Origin of the sequence: Idiomarina sp. 28-8 (genome assembly GCF_000320945.2) — a bacterium.
Taxonomy (GTDB): domain Bacteria; phylum Pseudomonadota; class Gammaproteobacteria; order Enterobacterales; family Alteromonadaceae; genus Idiomarina; species Idiomarina loihiensis.
Window position 1 is genome coordinate 863,644 of sequence record NZ_DF266789.1, and the last position, 16,343, is coordinate 879,986.

At 48.8% G+C, this 16,343-nt stretch carries 14 protein-coding genes; 9 read left to right on the forward strand and 5 right to left on the reverse strand.

Annotated elements, in window-relative coordinates; genetic code table 11:
• Positions 1-13: 13 nt before the first annotated feature.
• The 4 genes from def to trkA are packed head-to-tail and all read left to right on the forward strand — an operon-like array spanning position 14 to position 4,186.
• Complete coding sequence (def, locus tag RJ32_RS04270) at positions 14-538, forward strand: peptide deformylase (protein WP_034819375.1); 525 nt, start codon at positions 14-16, stop codon at positions 536-538.
• Positions 538-1,488: a methionyl-tRNA formyltransferase gene (gene fmt, locus RJ32_RS04275; protein WP_034819377.1), complete on the forward strand. Its 951-nt coding sequence runs from the start codon at positions 538-540 to the stop codon at positions 1,486-1,488. The genes def and fmt overlap by 1 nt, the downstream gene beginning before the upstream one ends.
• Entirely contained in the window at positions 1,485-2,813 is a 1,329-nt protein-coding gene (gene rsmB / locus RJ32_RS04280) for a 16S rRNA (cytosine(967)-C(5))-methyltransferase RsmB (RefSeq protein ID WP_034819379.1), read from the forward strand. Before fmt ends, rsmB begins: the two co-directional genes overlap by 4 nt.
• A complete protein-coding gene (gene trkA, locus RJ32_RS04285) occupies positions 2,810-4,186 on the forward strand; it encodes a Trk system potassium transporter TrkA (RefSeq protein ID WP_011233279.1) in 1,377 nt (458 codons plus the stop codon). The genes rsmB and trkA overlap by 4 nt, the downstream gene beginning before the upstream one ends.
• On the opposite strand, the gene RJ32_RS04290 is transcribed toward trkA, so the two are convergent.
• The 3 genes from RJ32_RS04290 to RJ32_RS04300 are packed head-to-tail and all read right to left on the reverse strand — an operon-like array spanning position 4,183 to position 8,112.
• Positions 4,183-4,800, reverse strand: a complete 618-nt coding sequence (locus RJ32_RS04290) for a YigZ family protein (protein ID WP_034819380.1) — start codon at positions 4,798-4,800, stop codon at positions 4,183-4,185. The genes trkA and RJ32_RS04290 overlap by 4 nt on opposite strands.
• Positions 4,793-6,151 carry a Xaa-Pro dipeptidase gene (pepQ, locus tag RJ32_RS04295; RefSeq protein ID WP_034819381.1) on the reverse strand — a complete coding sequence of 453 codons (1,359 nt, stop codon included), beginning with the start codon at positions 6,149-6,151 and terminating at the stop codon, positions 4,793-4,795. The genes RJ32_RS04290 and pepQ overlap by 8 nt, the downstream gene beginning before the upstream one ends.
• Positions 6,152-6,162: 11 nt before the next feature.
• The gene (locus tag RJ32_RS04300; protein WP_034819392.1) at positions 6,163-8,112 is read right to left on the reverse strand and encodes a transglycosylase SLT domain-containing protein; all 1,950 of its coding nucleotides are present in this window, start codon (positions 8,110-8,112) and stop codon (positions 6,163-6,165) included.
• Between the two features lie 135 nt (positions 8,113-8,247).
• Here RJ32_RS04300 and fadB point away from each other — a divergent pair, with 135 nt between their 5' ends.
• From fadB to tusA, 3 genes are all read left to right on the forward strand, one after another.
• The gene (gene fadB, locus RJ32_RS04305) at positions 8,248-10,404 is read left to right on the forward strand and encodes a fatty acid oxidation complex subunit alpha FadB (RefSeq protein ID WP_034819394.1); all 2,157 of its coding nucleotides are present in this window, start codon (positions 8,248-8,250) and stop codon (positions 10,402-10,404) included.
• A 20-nt stretch (positions 10,405-10,424) separates the two neighbouring features.
• The gene (gene fadA / locus RJ32_RS04310) at positions 10,425-11,588 is read left to right on the forward strand and encodes an acetyl-CoA C-acyltransferase FadA (RefSeq protein ID WP_034819396.1); all 1,164 of its coding nucleotides are present in this window, start codon (positions 10,425-10,427) and stop codon (positions 11,586-11,588) included.
• Between the two features lie 217 nt (positions 11,589-11,805).
• Positions 11,806-12,045 (forward strand): sulfurtransferase TusA, encoded by a 240-nt coding sequence (tusA, locus tag RJ32_RS04315; protein WP_034819398.1) that lies wholly within the window; start codon positions 11,806-11,808, stop codon positions 12,043-12,045.
• Positions 12,046-12,063: 18 nt separating this feature from the next.
• On the opposite strand, the gene RJ32_RS04320 is transcribed toward tusA, so the two are convergent.
• Both RJ32_RS04320 and RJ32_RS04325 read right to left on the reverse strand, forming a co-directional pair.
• Positions 12,064-12,555: a GNAT family N-acetyltransferase gene (locus tag RJ32_RS04320; RefSeq protein ID WP_034819400.1), complete on the reverse strand. Its 492-nt coding sequence runs from the start codon at positions 12,553-12,555 to the stop codon at positions 12,064-12,066.
• Between the two features lie 16 nt (positions 12,556-12,571).
• The gene (locus RJ32_RS04325) at positions 12,572-13,171 is read right to left on the reverse strand and encodes a DNA-3-methyladenine glycosylase I (protein ID WP_034819402.1); all 600 of its coding nucleotides are present in this window, start codon (positions 13,169-13,171) and stop codon (positions 12,572-12,574) included.
• Between the two features lie 93 nt (positions 13,172-13,264).
• Between RJ32_RS04325 and glyQ the strand changes: the two genes are divergently transcribed.
• The gene (gene glyQ / locus RJ32_RS04330; protein ID WP_034819530.1) at positions 13,265-14,185 is read left to right on the forward strand and encodes a glycine--tRNA ligase subunit alpha; all 921 of its coding nucleotides are present in this window, start codon (positions 13,265-13,267) and stop codon (positions 14,183-14,185) included.
• Positions 14,186-14,197: 12 nt separating this feature from the next.
• On the forward strand, positions 14,198-16,264 hold the full coding sequence (gene glyS, locus RJ32_RS04335; protein ID WP_034819404.1) for a glycine--tRNA ligase subunit beta: 2,067 nt from the start codon (positions 14,198-14,200) through the stop codon (positions 16,262-16,264).
• Positions 16,265-16,343: the final 79 nt, after the last annotated feature.

Genomic DNA, 16,343 nt, shown 5'->3' on the forward strand with positions numbered 1-16,343 from the left:
ATTGGAGGTTCTAATGGCAAAAATGACGGTTCTGCAATATCCGGACGAACGTTTGCGCAAAGTCGCACAGAAGATTGAAAAGGTAGATGACAATATCCGCTCGGTTATCGACGATATGTTCGAAACCATGTACGAAGAACAAGGTGTAGGCCTTGCGGCAACCCAGGTTGACGTGCACAGACGGCTGTTTGTTTCTGATTGCAGCGAAGATCAAAACGAACCGCTGGTGTTCATTAACCCGGAAATTACCGAAGCAGAAGGCCACTTTAAGAACGATGAAGGCTGTCTGTCATTTCCCGGCGTTTACGCCAAAGTTGAACGCGCCGAGAAAATTACCGTTACGGCACTGGATAAAAACGGCGAGCGTTTCTGCCGTTCCGCTGAAGGGCTACTGGCCATTTGTATTCAGCATGAAATAGACCACTTAGACGGTAAACTCTTTGTTGATTATTTATCGCCGCTGAAACGCGAACGCATTCGCAAAAAGCTTGAGAAAGAGCAACGTTTAGCCGAGAAGCAAGCGGCGGAAGCACAATAATGCGAATAGTCTTTGCCGGTACTCCGGACTTTGCAGCACAACACTTACAACAACTGCTTGATGGATCTCATCAGGTAGTGGGTGTCTATACCCAGCCCGACAGGCCTGCAGGACGAGGCAAAAAGCCACAACCCAGTGCAGTTAAGAAGCTTGCGCTCGAACACCAGCTTCCTGTTTATCAGCCCGAGTCCCTGAAATCAGAAGAGGATCAGGCTGCACTAGCCGATCTAAAACCTGACGTTATGGTTGTGGTGGCTTATGGCTTACTGCTTCCGCAGGCAGTATTAGATATTCCTACAAAAGGCTGCCTGAACGTGCACGGTTCTTTGTTACCCCGCTGGCGAGGTGCCGCTCCAATTCAACGCGCGATATGGGCTGGCGACTTAGAATCCGGTGTCTGCATTATGCAAATGGAAGCCGGCCTGGATACCGGTCCGGTGCTGCACGAAGAGCGCTGCGCCATCAGTCCGGACGAAACCTCGGCTTCGCTTTATCACAAGCTTGAAAGCCTGGGGCCTGAGGCGTTAACTAAAGTATTGAAAGATCTCGACGGCTATCAGAGCCAGGCTAAGCCGCAAAGTGACGCCAATGCCACTTATGCGAAAAAGCTGACCAAGCAGGAAGGTAAAATAGACTGGACACAACCGGCGGCCTTTATCGAACGCTGCGTACGAGCGTTTAACCCCTGGCCAATGAGCTGGTGCCAGTCAGAACATTTAAAAGCCGGACAGAACACAGTAAAAATTCACGCAGCTGAACTTATTCAGGGTGCCAGCAATAAAGGCCCGGGCACGATTATTAATAGCACCCACGAAGGTATCGACATAGTGACCGGGGACGGTATTTTACGTATCACTCAGGCGCAGATGCCGGGGAAAAAGGCTCAGCCAGCCAGTACATTGGTTAACGGCTATAGCAATGTCTTTAGCCCGGGACTGGAATTACAATGAGCCAGCCAAAACAATCAGAAAGCAGTGGCCAGGGAGCAAATAGCCGGGCCGCCGCTGCAACCGCCCTCTTTCATGTATTAGAGAAAGGCGAATCGCTTTCCGCCGCCTTACCCCACGCCACCGGCAAGCTCTCCGACGCGGACAAACGTCTTGCCAGTGCAATTAGCTATGGTGTTTTAAGGGTTCTGCCCAGCCTTAACAAGCTGGTTGGCGCTAAACTGGATAAGCCACTTAAAGGTAAGCTTAAAGTATTGCACTACTTGCTACTGGTAGGTGCCTATCAGCTTTATTGTCTGCGCATTAAAGACCACGCTGCCGTTAGCGCCACAGTAGAAGCGGCGCGTATTCTGGGCAAACGTAATCACAAAGGCCTGGTAAACGGTATACTGCGCCAATTACTGCGCGAAGCACCAATCGCAGATGAGTCACAGCAGCGCGATCTTCCTGTTGACGCGATGCAAAATCATCCGCGCTGGTTGTTTGATGCGATTCAGGCAGACCACCCACAACAAGCCAGCAACATTCTTTTAGAGAACAACGCACACCCACCCATGTGGTTACGCGTGAACCGTCGTTTTTTCAATCGCGATGACTATTTAAGACAACTGGAAGACAGTGGTATTGCTGCCGAAGGCGACACTCTGGCTGACGATGCTATTCGGCTGCATTCACCTGTTCCGGTTGAAAGGCTTCCGGGATTTGACCGGGGCCACGCATCGGTGCAGGACCGCTCGGCGCAGCTGGCTGCGGATTACCTGAACGTAAAAGCGTCCCACCGCGCACTCGATTGTTGCGCCGCTCCGGGAGGCAAACTGCTACATTTGCTAGAGCGAAACGACTTTGAACAACCGGTTCAGGCTATTGATATTGATGCTAAACGCCTTGAGCGAGTGGACGAAAACCTGGAGCGCGCCGGTTTAAGTGCCATAGTTCATTGCGCCGATGTTGCTGCAACTGGTGACTGGTGGGACGGCGAGCAGTTTGACCGCATACTTTTGGATGCCCCATGTTCTGCAACAGGCGTAATACGCCGCCACCCTGATATTAAATGGCTGCGTCGCGCTGAGGACATTAATGAGCTCGCACAATTGCAAAACCAAATACTAAATTCGCTTTGGCCTTTACTTAAAAACGGCGGAGAGCTGCTTTACGCAACCTGCTCTATTCTAAGCCAGGAAAACCAAACTCAAATTGAGTCTTTTCTAAAACAGCAATCGAGTGCTAGTCTGATACCTATTGATGAAAAGCAGAAAACTCTGCAACTGCTCCCGGGTGAACATAACGGGGATGGTTTCTTTTACGCGAGATTGAAAAAAGTCGAATGAAAATTATCATACTCGGTGTTGGCCAGGTTGGCGGCACATTAGCAGAAAACCTGGTTGGCGAACGTAACGATATCACCATAGTTGATACCAACAACGATTTACTGGACGATTTGCAGGATAAATATGACCTGCGGGTCGTCGTTGGTAACGGAGCCCATCCTGATGTTTTACGTCGCGCGGGTGCCGACGATGCCGATTTGCTCATTGCAGTAACCAGCAGCGACGAAACCAATATGATTGCCTGTCAGGTTGCTTACTCCATATTTAATACGCCAAAGAAAATAGCCAGAATTCGCTCTGAAGAATACATCCGCTATAAAGATCAGCTTTTTCATAATCAGGATGCGCCAGTTGACCACATTATTTCACCGGAACAACTGGTAACCAGCTATATTCGCCGGCTTATTGACTACCCAGGCGCTCTGCAAGTTATGGAGTTTGCCAACGGACGAGCCAGCCTGGTGGCGGTAAAAGCCTACTACGGCGGAAAGCTCGTTGGGCATGCTATTTCAACACTGCGGGAACATATTCCCAATATAGACACCCGGGTTGCGGCTATTTATCGTCAGGGTAAGCCTATACGCCCTACCGGAACCACAATCATCGAAGCCGATGATGAAGTTTTCTTCATTGCAGACACCCGCCACATTAGTACCGTAATGCAGGAACTGCAAAAGCTGGAAGACAAGTACCGCAGAATAATGATTGTCGGTGGCGGGAACATCGGTGCCGGTCTGGCGAAACAACTGGAAGTTGACCACCGGGTTAAGCTGATAGAGCGTTCAGAAACTCGCGCGGAAGAGCTTTCGCAAAGCCTTGAGCATACCTTAATTTTCCGCGGTGACGCGTCCGACCAAAAATTGCTGGAAGAAGAGCACGTTGAAGACATCGACGTGTTTATTGCGGTTACCAACGACGACGAAGCGAATATTATGTCCGCCATGCTGGCTAAACGTATGGGCGCCCGTAAAACTATGGTACTCATTCAGCGTAGCGCCTACGTTGACTTAGTGCAGGGAGGCGAAATTGATATTGCCATTTCACCGCAACGTGCGACTGTTTCAGCTCTACTAACTCACGTACGCCGTGGCGATATTGTTAACGTTTACTCACTGCGAAAAGGTGCCGCCGAAGCTATTGAGGCAATTGCACATGGTGATGAAGACACGTCCCGAGTGGTGGGTAAAGCCATTAAAGATATCAAGCTTCCGCCGGGAACAACCATTGGTGCCGTTGTCCGGGGACAAGAAGTGCTTATGGCGCACAGTGAAACCATTATTCACTCCGACGACCACGTTATTCTTTTCTTGCTGGATAAAAAGTACATTGATCAGGTTGAAAAAGTCTTCCAGCCAAGTGCGATGTTCTTTTAGTCCAGTTCTTTCAACTGCACCCGGCCACGGGTGGCAGCTTGTAGCTTCTTCTGCAACGCCCCAACATTCACGGGGCGTAGCAACACCTTAAGCCGCACGCTCTCTTCATACTCCGAAGATTCCATTTCAGCATTGGCTTCAAGCAAAAGCGGTTCAACATCGCCCTGGTCGGTATAAGCAAAATTTAACTGAAAGCGTTGTTTAAAAACCCTTTGCTCTTTTTCAAGTTCAGCTAATGCGGCGACTGTCGCGTCAGTATAGGCTCGCTGAAGTCCGCCCGTTCCCAACTTCACCCCACCAAAATATCGCACGACTATAGCGGTAACCTCGCCTACGCCGCTATTTTGTAGTGCCATAAGCATAGGTCTCCCCGCCGTTCCAGAGGGTTCACCGTCGTCGCTGTAAGCCATACTCTGGCTGTTATTAGGTGCGGAAAAAAGCGATGCAGAGCAATAGTGAGAGGCCTTAGGCCAGCGTTTTTTTACAACAGTCAGAAACTCAGCGGCGCTGTCGGTGTTTGGCGTATGTGCCAGGCAAGCAATAAAGCGGCTGCCTTTAACTTCTATTTCGACTTCCGTTTCCGAAGCCGGAATGTCGTAATCCTGATCATGCAAGACGGGTAACCTTTTTCACGTAAGCATCTAATGCGGTTTGGCGTGTAAGGTTATCATTTCGCTCCCGGTAAACCACAATATTATCCTCAATTCGCACACCACCAAAGGGTTTAAACTCATCCACTCTGCGCCAGTTAATTAAATGCTTATTGCGTGAATTCGCCAGTTTTTGCAGCAAAGGCTCAATAAAGTAAATTCCGGGTTCAATGGTATAAACCTGTCGGGGCTCTACGGTACGAGTGGTTTTTAGCGTAAGGTGACCACTGGGAGGAGCTATCGGCGTGCCTCTTTCATCAGCCTGCGCAGCACCAACGTCGTGTACCTGCAAGCCCAGAGGATGGCCTAAGCCATGCGGAAGAAATACCGTGGTTATACCGTCTTCAATCATTTGTTCAGGACTGCAACTGACAAAACCAAAAGCAAAAAGCGCATTAGCAATTTGTTCATGAGCCAACTGGTGCAACGCCGGGAATTCGACGCCCGGCTTCATTTTATCAATTAACGCCAATGTAATTTGGTCAAGCGCAGCTATCAGCTCTTCGTATTCATTGTGTTGTTTAGACCAGGTACGGCTAATGTCGGCGGCATAACCGCAAACCTCGGCGCCAGCGTCAACCAGCATCGACTTGAGCGAGCCTGAAACTTTTTTATCAGGCATCCAGTGATGCAAAACGCTGGCGTTTTCATTTTGTCCAATAATATGATTGTAAGGCACTTCATTCTGCCCTTGCCGAGTAGCTGCCATATATTTCAGTAGACAATCAAACTCCGACTCACCGTTAAAAAAGGCGTCAGCGGCCGCAACATGGCCTTCAGCCGCAATATGATTAGCCTGGGTCAAACAGGCAATTTCGTAGTCGGTTTTAAACAAACGGTGATAATGAAAGAAATGAAGCACGGGGTCTGGGTTTATATTCTCAAAGCCCAAAGCCTTGGCAACCTCAATATGTTCACCAAGGTAAGCCGCATTTTTCTTATCGTAAGGAAGTAGTTTTTCAATGGCCTCTGGCGAACTGATGTGTTCCACGTGGAACTCTTCTAACCAGGGAGCCCCCTCTAGGCTTGTCGCCGTATGCCAAAAGTCCGGAGAACTTAATAAAACTAATGTCGGCCGCGTGTTGGGCTTTAAAATAACCCAGGCATTAGGCAACTGAGTTTCCGGGCACCAGGCTTTAAAGTGAGGATTTGCACGGAAAGGATAATTCATATCATCCAAAAACCAGCGCTTTTGCTGGCCTGAGTGAATAGCAACTAAATCTAAATTTTCTCGTTTAAAAAGTCGTTCAGCACGAGTCTGAAGCTGCTTTATATGGTCAGGAAACAACGGCCACAAATCTGCTATCGCAGTCATATTGGATCGCCTTATTCAGTATCAACAATTGTCATATCAACAACTTGCTCAAACAAATTATCCTCGTTACCACCCAACATCCTATAAATTTGCTGATAACTCAATACCGCTTTTACATAATCTCTGGTTTCATGGTACGGAATGGTTTCGACCCACTCATCGGCAGCAACAGGCTCGTCGGGTAACCAGTCTTTGACTCTATAATAGCCTGCATTATAGCTTGCCGTAGCTAATAACCAATTATTCTCAAAGCGGTGTTTCAGTCGACTTAAATAGTCAGTGCCCAGGCGCACATTCACAGCGGGGTCGTTCAACCGCCGCCAACTATTGTTTTTAGTGTCCAGTTGCTTTGCAGTACCAGGCAGAATCTGCATTAGTCCCCTTGCACCGGCACTTGAATACGCATCATGCCTAAAGTTACTTTCCCGGCGCGTAATAGCTAAAGCCCAGTTTTCATCAATTCCTGCGGCCTGTGACGCCCGCCCTAATATGTCTTTGTAGGCTAAAGGGAAACGAATGCCCACAGCGTCAAAGTGCCCTATTTGCGCTAACGTCCATATTGCCTGATCGTGCCATCCCCACTCGCTGGCGAGATATGCTGCTACCTTTTGCTCCTCGCCATCAAGCTGCGTCAATAAATGGTTCCATTCGCGCCGGGCGTCGACCCAACGCTCCAGTTGAATCAGTTCATACGCACGTTGCACGCTAGGATGATTACGAATTTGTTCAAGCTGAACAACACTGACTTCAAGTTTCTCTTGTTCAAGGCTCACCGGCTTCTGCAACCGCGCTGCCGCCAGAAAACCGTAGTAATGCCGTTCGTCGGCTAAATCTTCGTACAGCTTTTGTGCGGCCAAAGCGTTACCGGTTATCTCCTGTGAGCGAGCCAGCCAGTAACGCCATTGATTACCCTGCCGAATGGCAACCGGCAAACTTTGAATCGCGTCTCTCAGGCCCTCGTAATCTTTGTCCTTAAGATAAATAGCCAAACGCCACTGTAAAACTCGTTCATTTAGCGCGTTGACCGGAACGCGATCATGCCAGACACGAGCTTCGGGATGAGAGTTTAAGCTTAACGCAACAGCAAATTCTTCGGCGATGCGGCCCTCTTGCTGTTCGGTAAAGGGCAGTTGTGAACTCAGCTTTTTATAGCTTCGCAGAGCAATGTTTTCATCACGCCAAACCAGCTTGGTTAAAGCATAGGTGACTATTTGTGCCTCTTTTCCAGGATAGCGCCCCTTGTACCAGGAGTCGTCCTCTATAGCGGCGGGTGAATACCTCACCTTGTGATAAAACTCACCCAGATACTGCTGTAATTCCGGCAATAAACCAGTTAAATACGGGAGCAGAGTCGGATTACCATGCTCAGCTGCCAACTCCAGTCTTTCCCAAACTTTGTCTTCGGTACGCCCACCCAATTCTTGCCATTCGTCCAAAATTGGATCGCAAGCCGAAGGAAGCGAAAACCCGTGCTTCCAGATAGCATCAACCTGACGCCTGAAAGGCCCGTCGTCCAGACCCTTTTCACGCTGCGACTCAATAAATTGACAACGGTGAGTTAAGGTTCCCGGATGCCGGAAGTCCCGAATAAAACGAGAATACTCCTCCTGCCCTGCCAAATAAGTAAGCCAGGGCTGTCTTAGTTGCCAGTCGAGGGGCGTCTTTTCATACTTATCGAGAAAAGCCAGAACGCGGTCTTCATTGGCCAGGTATCCAATTTGCTCAAGTCGAGCCAATTCCAAGTACGGTAGCAAAGGGTAATCTTTCAGCTTTTTAAGTAATAGCCGATACTCACCCAGACGACCACGCTTAGCCGCGTACTCTGCTTTTTTGAATAGCTCACGCTGCTGCTCCCGTTGCTTTGTATCAACAGGTTCAGACTGAACCGCACCAATGCTTAACAGGGACAACACGAAAAACAATGGCGCACTGTAACGTATGATAAACGACTGCTTTTTCATTAATTCAAACGCATGTTTAAATAACCGTTGAAAAATTGGCGTATTCGCGCCAAACTCTCTCTACCTTAACCCAAAGCTATAGCAGAATCAGTTTCTTTATAGCAACAAATTAATGGAAGTCGTGGGAGACCCAAGATGATCTATCAAGGTGAAAGCATTCGGGTCGATTTTATCGAACCAGGTTTCGCAGAATTACAATTTGATGCGAAAGGCTCGGTTAATAAATTCGACCAGGCGACATTAGAAGAATTCAGTGAAGCACTGACAAAATTACAAAACACTAACGACCTGCGCGGCGTCATTGTTACCAGCAGCAAGTCGACCTTTATTGTCGGCGCTGATATTACCGAGTTCCTGACACTGTTCTCTGATCAGGAGAAAACCCGCAGCTGGGTGGCAAAAGCCTCGCGCGTATTTGACCAATTGGAAGACCTGCCTGTACCAACGGTTGGTGCGGTAAAAGGTTTCGCATTAGGCGGCGGTTGTGAAGCATTGTTAGCCTGTGACTACCGTGTAGCAGACACCACAGCAACTATCGGCCTGCCAGAAGTTAAACTGGGCCTTATTCCTGGCTTTGGCGGCACCATGCGTTTACCTCGCGTGATTGGTCCGGACAACGCTTTAGAATGGATAACTACTGGTAAAAACAACAAGGCACTGGATGCACTGAAAGTCGGCGCAGTTGATGCCGTTGTTGAACCAGAAAACCTGACTAAAGCTGCTCTTAACCTGGCAAAACAGGCAGCAGCCGGTCAACAGGACTGGAAAGCGAAGCGTCAGCCAAAACTTGAACCGTTAAAAGCTAACGACACTGAGTTGATGATGACTCTGGTGACCGCTAAAGGCTTAATTGCAGCGAAAGCAGGCAAGCACTATCCGGCACCGCACAAAGCGTTAGAAGCAATTGAAAAAGGTGCCCGCGAGCATCGTGAAGGCGCGCTAACAGCTGAAAACAACGCGTTTTTCGACCTCACTCAAACCGAGGCATGCCAGGCACAGGTCGGTATCTTCCTGGCCGATCAGGCCGTTAAAGGTAAGTCGAAGAAGTACGCTAAAGCCGCAACCAAAGAAATCAAAACAGCGGGTGTTTTAGGCGCTGGTATTATGGGCGGCGGCATCGCTTACCAGTCTGCGTCCAAAGGCGTACCTGCGGTGATGAAAGACATCAAGCAAGACGCTTTAGACCTGGGCATGAAAGAAGCCGGCAAGATCCTGAAAAAAGGCGTTGAGCGTGGCAAGGTTAGCAACGAGAAGATGATAAAAGTCTTGTCGTCTATTACCCCGACCTTGCTGAACGATTCCGTTAAAGATGTCGACATTGTGGTTGAAGCCGTTGTTGAAAACCCGAAAGTTAAAGGCTCGGTGCTTGCTGAAATTGAAGGTGTGATTGGTGATGACGCTATTCTGACTTCAAATACTTCGACCATTTCTATTACTGAACTGGCTAAGAACCTGAAGCGCCCTGAGAAATTCTGTGGAATGCACTTTTTCAACCCGGTACACAAAATGCCGCTGGTTGAAATTATCCGTGGTGAGAAAACCTCAGATGACACCGTTAATGCGGTAGTCGCTTATGCACTTAAGCTAGGCAAAACTCCTATCGTTGTTAACGACTGCCCGGGCTTCTTAGTAAACCGCGTATTGTTCCCTTACCTGGCAGGCTTTGCCGGTATGGTTGATGAAGGCGTTGATTTCGTCGGCATCGACAAGGTTATGGAGAAGCAGTTCGGTTGGCCAATGGGTCCTGCGTACTTAAGCGATGTTGTTGGTATAGACACAGCTGATCATTGTACCGTTGTTATGGAAGCAGGCTTCCCGACCCGCATGAAACGCGACGAGTCCAGCGCCATTGCTAAACTGGCAGCTGCTGAGCGTTACGGTCAGAAAAACGGCAAAGGCTTCTACGTATACGGTACGGACAAAAAAGGTAAGCCAACCAAAGAAGCCGATCCGGCGACTTATGAGTTACTAGGCTGTGAACAAGGCAAAAAGCTGGACGCAGACGAAGTCATTGCTCGCTGCATGATCCCTATGGTGAACGAAGTGGTTCGCTGTCTGGAAGAAGACATTGTTGGTTCTGCTGCAGAAGCCGACATGGCGCTGCTTTATGGCTTAGGCTTCCCTCCATTCCGCGGCGGTCCTTTCCGTTACCTGGAAACGCTTGGCATGGACAACTTTATTCAACTGGCAGACAAGTACGCGCACCTGGGTGAAATTTATCAGGTTACCGACGGCATGCGCAAAATGGCTAAAGCCGGTAAATCTTACTTTGACACAACCAGCGCGAAGTAAGGCTTGAGGAGGTTATTAAAATGAAAGACATCGTCATAGTAGATTGTATTCGTACGCCAATGGGGCGTTCAAAAAATGGTGTTTTCCGCCATACTCGTGCCGAAGACCTCTCAGCTGCGCTGATGAAGGGCTTACTTGAGCGTAACCCGGAAGTTGACCCGGAAGAACTGGAAGACATTTACTGGGGTTGCGTACAGCAAACCCTGGAGCAAGGCTTTAACATTGCGCGTAACTCGGCGCTTATTGCTGGTATTCCGCATAAAGTGGCTGGTGTAACGGTTAACCGTTTGTGTGGCTCTTCAATGCAGGCTCTGCACGACGCAGCCCGCGCTATTATGAACGGCGACGGCGACATCTTTATGGCCGGTGGTGTTGAGCACATGGGTCACGTACCAATGACTCATGGAATCGACTTTCACCCGGGCATGAACAAGTCTGTAGCGAAAGCCTCTGGCAGCATGGGTATGACCGCTGAACTATTGTCTCGTAAGTTCGGTATTACCCGTGAACAACAAGACGAATTCGGCGCTCGCTCTCATCGCAAAGCGCACGAAGCCACGGTTGAAGGCCGCTTTGCTAAAGAGATTTACCCAATTAACGGCCACAATGCCGATGGCGAACTGGTACGCGTGACTGAAGACGAAGTGATTCGTCCAGAAACCACCGCAGAAGGCCTGTCACAGCTTCGCCCAGTGTTTGACCCTGCTAACGGTACGGTAACCGCAGGTACTTCGTCAGCCTTGTCTGACGGCGCCGCTGCCATGTTGGTTATGTCTGCTGACAAAGCCAAAGAACTGGGTCTGACGCCACGCGTTAAAATCCGTTCAATGGCCGTTGCAGGTTGCGATCCTTCCATTATGGGTTACGGCCCGGTTCCGGCAACAGAAAAAGCACTGAAGCGTGCTGGTGTGTCTATTGACGACATCGATGTTGTTGAACTGAACGAAGCCTTTGCCGCACAGTCACTGCCTGTTCTTAAAGGCCTGAAACTGTTCGACAAGATGGAAGAAAAAGTGAACCTGAACGGCGGTGCTATCGCTTTAGGTCACCCATTAGGCTGCTCTGGCGCACGTATCTCAACGACGCTAATCAACTTAATGGAAGAGAAAAACGCGAAGCTTGGCTTAGCAACCATGTGCATTGGCCTTGGCCAGGGTATTGCTACTGTCTTCGAACGCGTTTAAAAGAAACAGCAAAGTTAGGGCGGTTTAACACTTTAACTGCTCTGAGGAAGGGGGGAGCGAAGGCTCGCCCCTTTTTATTGTCAGGAAATACTCAGAAACACGCCGTGAACCCATCCCTGGGGGCTTGACTGCAGCAATCCATCACTCCCCCCTCACCTCTTAGTCACGAAAGTGTTAAACTACTCGGTAATTTCGCTTAACATCTTTTAAAGAAGTCATGACCCAGATTAACTGCGACAAAGAACTCGATACCCTTGGCCTTAAATGCCCGGAGCCAGTCATGCTGGTAAGAGCTGCTATTCGTAAAATGAAGGTTGGTGAGGTATTACTGATTATTGCGGATGATCCCGCAACAACCCGGGATATTCCGGGCTTTTGCGAGTTTATGGAGCATGAGTTGGTGGAGTCTGAGACCGAAGAAATGCCCTACCGCTACTGGGTTAGGAAATCTCATTAATAGCCTGACGCTTAGATGTCAGGCTTTGTCTTTATTTAAGTACATTTCCCAAAACTCGGCCTGACCTACGTCACCTAATTCATAAGGTGCGAAGCCGAAGTTCTCATAGGCTTTTTTCGCCCGGTCGTTGTTCTCAAGCACTTCCAGTGTCAGCTTCACGCAACCGCGAAATTCCGCCAGCGTTTTCACTTCTTCTAAAAGCTTTTTAGCAACGCCCTGCCCCCGATATTCGGGAATAACGGCTATGTCATGAATATTCATTAGTGGTTTAGCAGCGAAGGTTGAGAAGCCTTCTACACAGTTTGCAACGCCAACCGGAGTGTCACCATCGTAGGCCAGCAAAGAAAACACATGGTCTCGCTTTGCCATTTCATCTATCAGGCTTTCTTTAACTTCATCTGATATGCCTTCACCGCCACCCATTGGGTCTTTGGCATAAGCATCTAACATAGCAATAACGGCATTGCGGTGTTTGGGGTTGCTGTAATCCGCAAGAGTAATTTCTATCATTCTTCCTTCGCTCATTTTACAACGTAAACTGTTTCATTTGGTCAGCAACAGGCTGATAACAATGACAGCTAGTAACATGGTCGTTCACCATACCAACTGCTTGCATAAAAGCATAGCAAATGGTCGGTCCGACAAACTTAAAGCCTTCCTTTTTTAACGCTTTTGCCATGCTTTGGGAAGCTTCTGTTTCTGTTGGGATCTGATTTTGCGCCTGGTGCTCATTAATAATCGGTGAGCCGCCTACAAACTCCCATAACCACCGCTCAAATTTGACGCCCTTTTCTTCCATTCTTAAATACGCTTCAGCGTTAGTAAAAATGGCATCAATTTTGGCCTTGCTACGGATAATATCACGGTTGCTGTACAACAATTCACGATCAGCGTCACTCATTGCCACGATAGCTTGTGGGTCAAAACCTAAAAAGGCTTTCTCATAGCCGGCCTGTTTACGCAGAATGGTTAACCAGCTAAGCCCCGCCTGCTGCCCGTCCAGACACAGTTTGGCAAAAAGTTCTATCGGGTCGCTTACCGGACGCCCCCACACATTGTCATGATAAGCACGGTAGTCGTCAGTGGATTCACACCAGGAACACCGTTCTGGCTGATTATTTGTCATACCTTCCCCTATAACCAAGGCGATTCAGAGGGTATAATCTACGCATATTTCTCGACCTTCGGTCAACCACAAATAACAAAGCAGAGAATGCGTATGTCGACGTACGATGTGAAAACCTTTCAGGGGCTTATTCTTGCTCTTCAGGATTACTGGGCTCAGCAAGGCTGTGCCGTGGTTCAGCCACTGGATATGGAAGTGGGCGCGGGTACCTTTCATCCAATGACCTTTCTGCGCTCATTAGGCCCGGAGCCTGCCAGTTTTGCCTATGTGCAACCTTGCCGCCGCCCTACCGACGGCCGTTATGGCGAAAACCCGAACCGCCTGCAGCATTATTATCAGTTTCAGGTCATTATGAAGCCATCGCCTAAAAACATTCAGGAGCTTTATCTGGGTTCTTTAGAAATGCTGGGCTTTGACACACTGACTCATGACATACGCTTTGTAGAAGACAACTGGGAATCGCCTACTCTGGGTGCCTGGGGTCTGGGCTGGGAGGTCTGGCTTAACGGTATGGAAGTCACTCAGTTTACTTACTTCCAACAGGTTGGTGGTATTGAGTGTCGCCCGGTGGCCGGAGAAATCACCTACGGTCTTGAACGTTTAGCTATGTACATTCAGGGCGTGGACAGCATTTATGACCTGGTCTGGACAGACGGCCCGCGCGGTAAAATCTTGTATCGCGATGTTTTCCATCAGAACGAAGTTGAACAGTCGACTTACAACTTTGAATACGCCGATGTTGATGTGCTGTTCCGCCGCTTCGACGACTGCGAAAAAGAATGTGAACTGCTAATTGAAAAATCGCTGGCTTTACCCGCATACGAGCAGGTTATGCGCGCATCTCACGCCTTTAACTTACTGGATGCCCGACACGCGATATCTGTAACCGAAAGACAACGCTACATACTTCGCGTCAGAACCATGGCAAAAGCCGTTGCCGAAGTCTATTACCAGACTCGTGAAGCTCTTGGCTTCCCTTTAGCCGACGATAAAAACAAACCAGCAGCGAACTAAGGAGAGCAGAGCGTGCAAAAAGAAAACTTATTGATTGAGTTAGGTACTGAAGAGCTTCCTCCAAAAGCCTTAAAGTCGCTGCGTGACAGCTTAAAGTCGGGTATTGAGTCAGGCTTAAAAAGCGCCGAACTGAGTTTTGATAGCATCAAGGCGTATGCAACCCCTCGCCGACTTGCCGTGCTGGTGAAACAAGTTGAAACCGAACAGCAGGACAAAGAAGTCGAGAAGCGCGGGCCAGCAGTAAATGTAGCCTTTGATGATACCGGTAAGCCAACTAAAGCTGCCGAAGGCTGGGCACGCTCAAACGGCATTACGGTAGAGCAGGCTGACCGGCTTAAAACAGACAAGGGCGAATGGCTGCTGCATAAGGCGACAGTAAAAGGCCAGACACTAGCTGACTTAGTTCAGGGTATCTTAGAAGCAGCAATTAAAGCTCTACCTATCCCAAAACCGATGCGTTGGGGCGACAGCACGGCGCAATTTATTCGTCCTGTGCACACACTCACTGTTATGCTGGGTAGCGAGCTTATTGAAGCTGAAATTCTGGAAACGAAGAGTGCCCGCTTTATCCAGGGTCATCGCTTCCATTCGCCCCAAGGTTTTGAGCTCGACCATGTCGACAACTACCTAACTAAGCTTCATGAAGCGAAAGTGATCGCTAACTTCGAAGAGCGTATTGAAACCATTCAGTCGGAAGTATCACGTCTTGCCTCAGAACTCGGCGGCCAGGTTATTCAGGATGACGAGTTAGTTGAGGAAGTTGCGGCCTTGGTGGAATGGCCGGTTGCTTTAACAGCTAGTTTCGATCAAGGCTTCCTCGCGGTACCAAAAGAGCCGCTTATCGTTACCATGAAAGACGACCAGCGTTACTTTCCGGTGGAAGATGGCAAAGGTAACTTACTGCCACAGTTTATTTTCATTACCAATATTGAAAGCCGTGACCCTCAACAAATCATTAAGGGTAACGAGAAAGTCGTTCGCCCTCGCCTGGCGGATGCACAGTTTTTCTTTGAGTCCGATAAGAAAGTCCCTTTAGAGTCGCGAGTTGCTGCACTGGATTCTGTTCTGTTCCAAAAACAACTGGGTAGTATTGGCGATAAGGCTCGTCGTATATCGGTATTAGCAGGTAAAATTGCAAACCAGTTAACTGCCGACGTAAAAGCCTCAGAACGAGCCGGTCTGCTGTGCAAGGCCGATTTGGTTTCCGATATGGTTTCTGAGTTCCCTGAAACCCAGGGCGTTATGGGTAAACACTATGCGTTAAACGACGGCGAAAGCCCGGTAGTAGCCGAAGCAATAGAACAGCACTACTGGCCTCGTTTTTCCGGTGACGAACTGCCTTTAACTAAAGAGGCTTGTGCCGTTGCTTTAGCTGACAAACTCGACACACTGGTCGGTATATTCGGTATTGGTCAAGTACCTAAAGGTGACCGTGACCCATTCGCTCTGCGCCGTGCCGCTCTTGGCTTATTACGTACCCTGGTAGAACGAGAGCTTTCATTAGACTTGCATGAACTGTTAGCGGCATCCGTCGAAGGTTTTGGTGACAAGCTATCGAATAGCACCGTAGCTAACGATGTTTTCGAATTTCTACTCGGTCGTTTTCGTCCCTGGTACCAGGATCAAGGCATCTCTGTCGATGTTATTCAGTCCGTACTTGCCCGCTCACCCTCTAAGCCAACGGACTTCGACCAAAGGGTAAAGGCGGTTCAGTCATTTAAGTCTATGGATTCTGCTGCCAGCCTTGCCGCTGCCAATAAGCGGGTGGGTAATATCCTGGCAAAATCTGACGAAGAGATATCCGGTAACGTGGATGAAGCTCTTCTACAGGAAGAGTCTGAAACAACACTTTATCGTTTGGTTAATCAAACAGAAGGCGTCGTTAAGCCACTAATTGCTGATGGTAAATATAACGACGCCCTCACGCATTTATCCGAGCTTAAAGAGCCTGTGGATGCGTTTTTTGAGCATGTCATGGTCAATGCCGATGACGATAAAGTCCGTATTAACCGCCTCAACTTGCTGTTCCGCTTGCGTCAGCTGTTCTTAGAAATAGCGGATATTTCTTTGCTTCAGTAACTAACGCTTTGATTTTTAATAAATAAAAAGCCGGCTTCATTTTCATGAGCCGGCTTTTTTGTTGCCTGTCGCTTGCTAA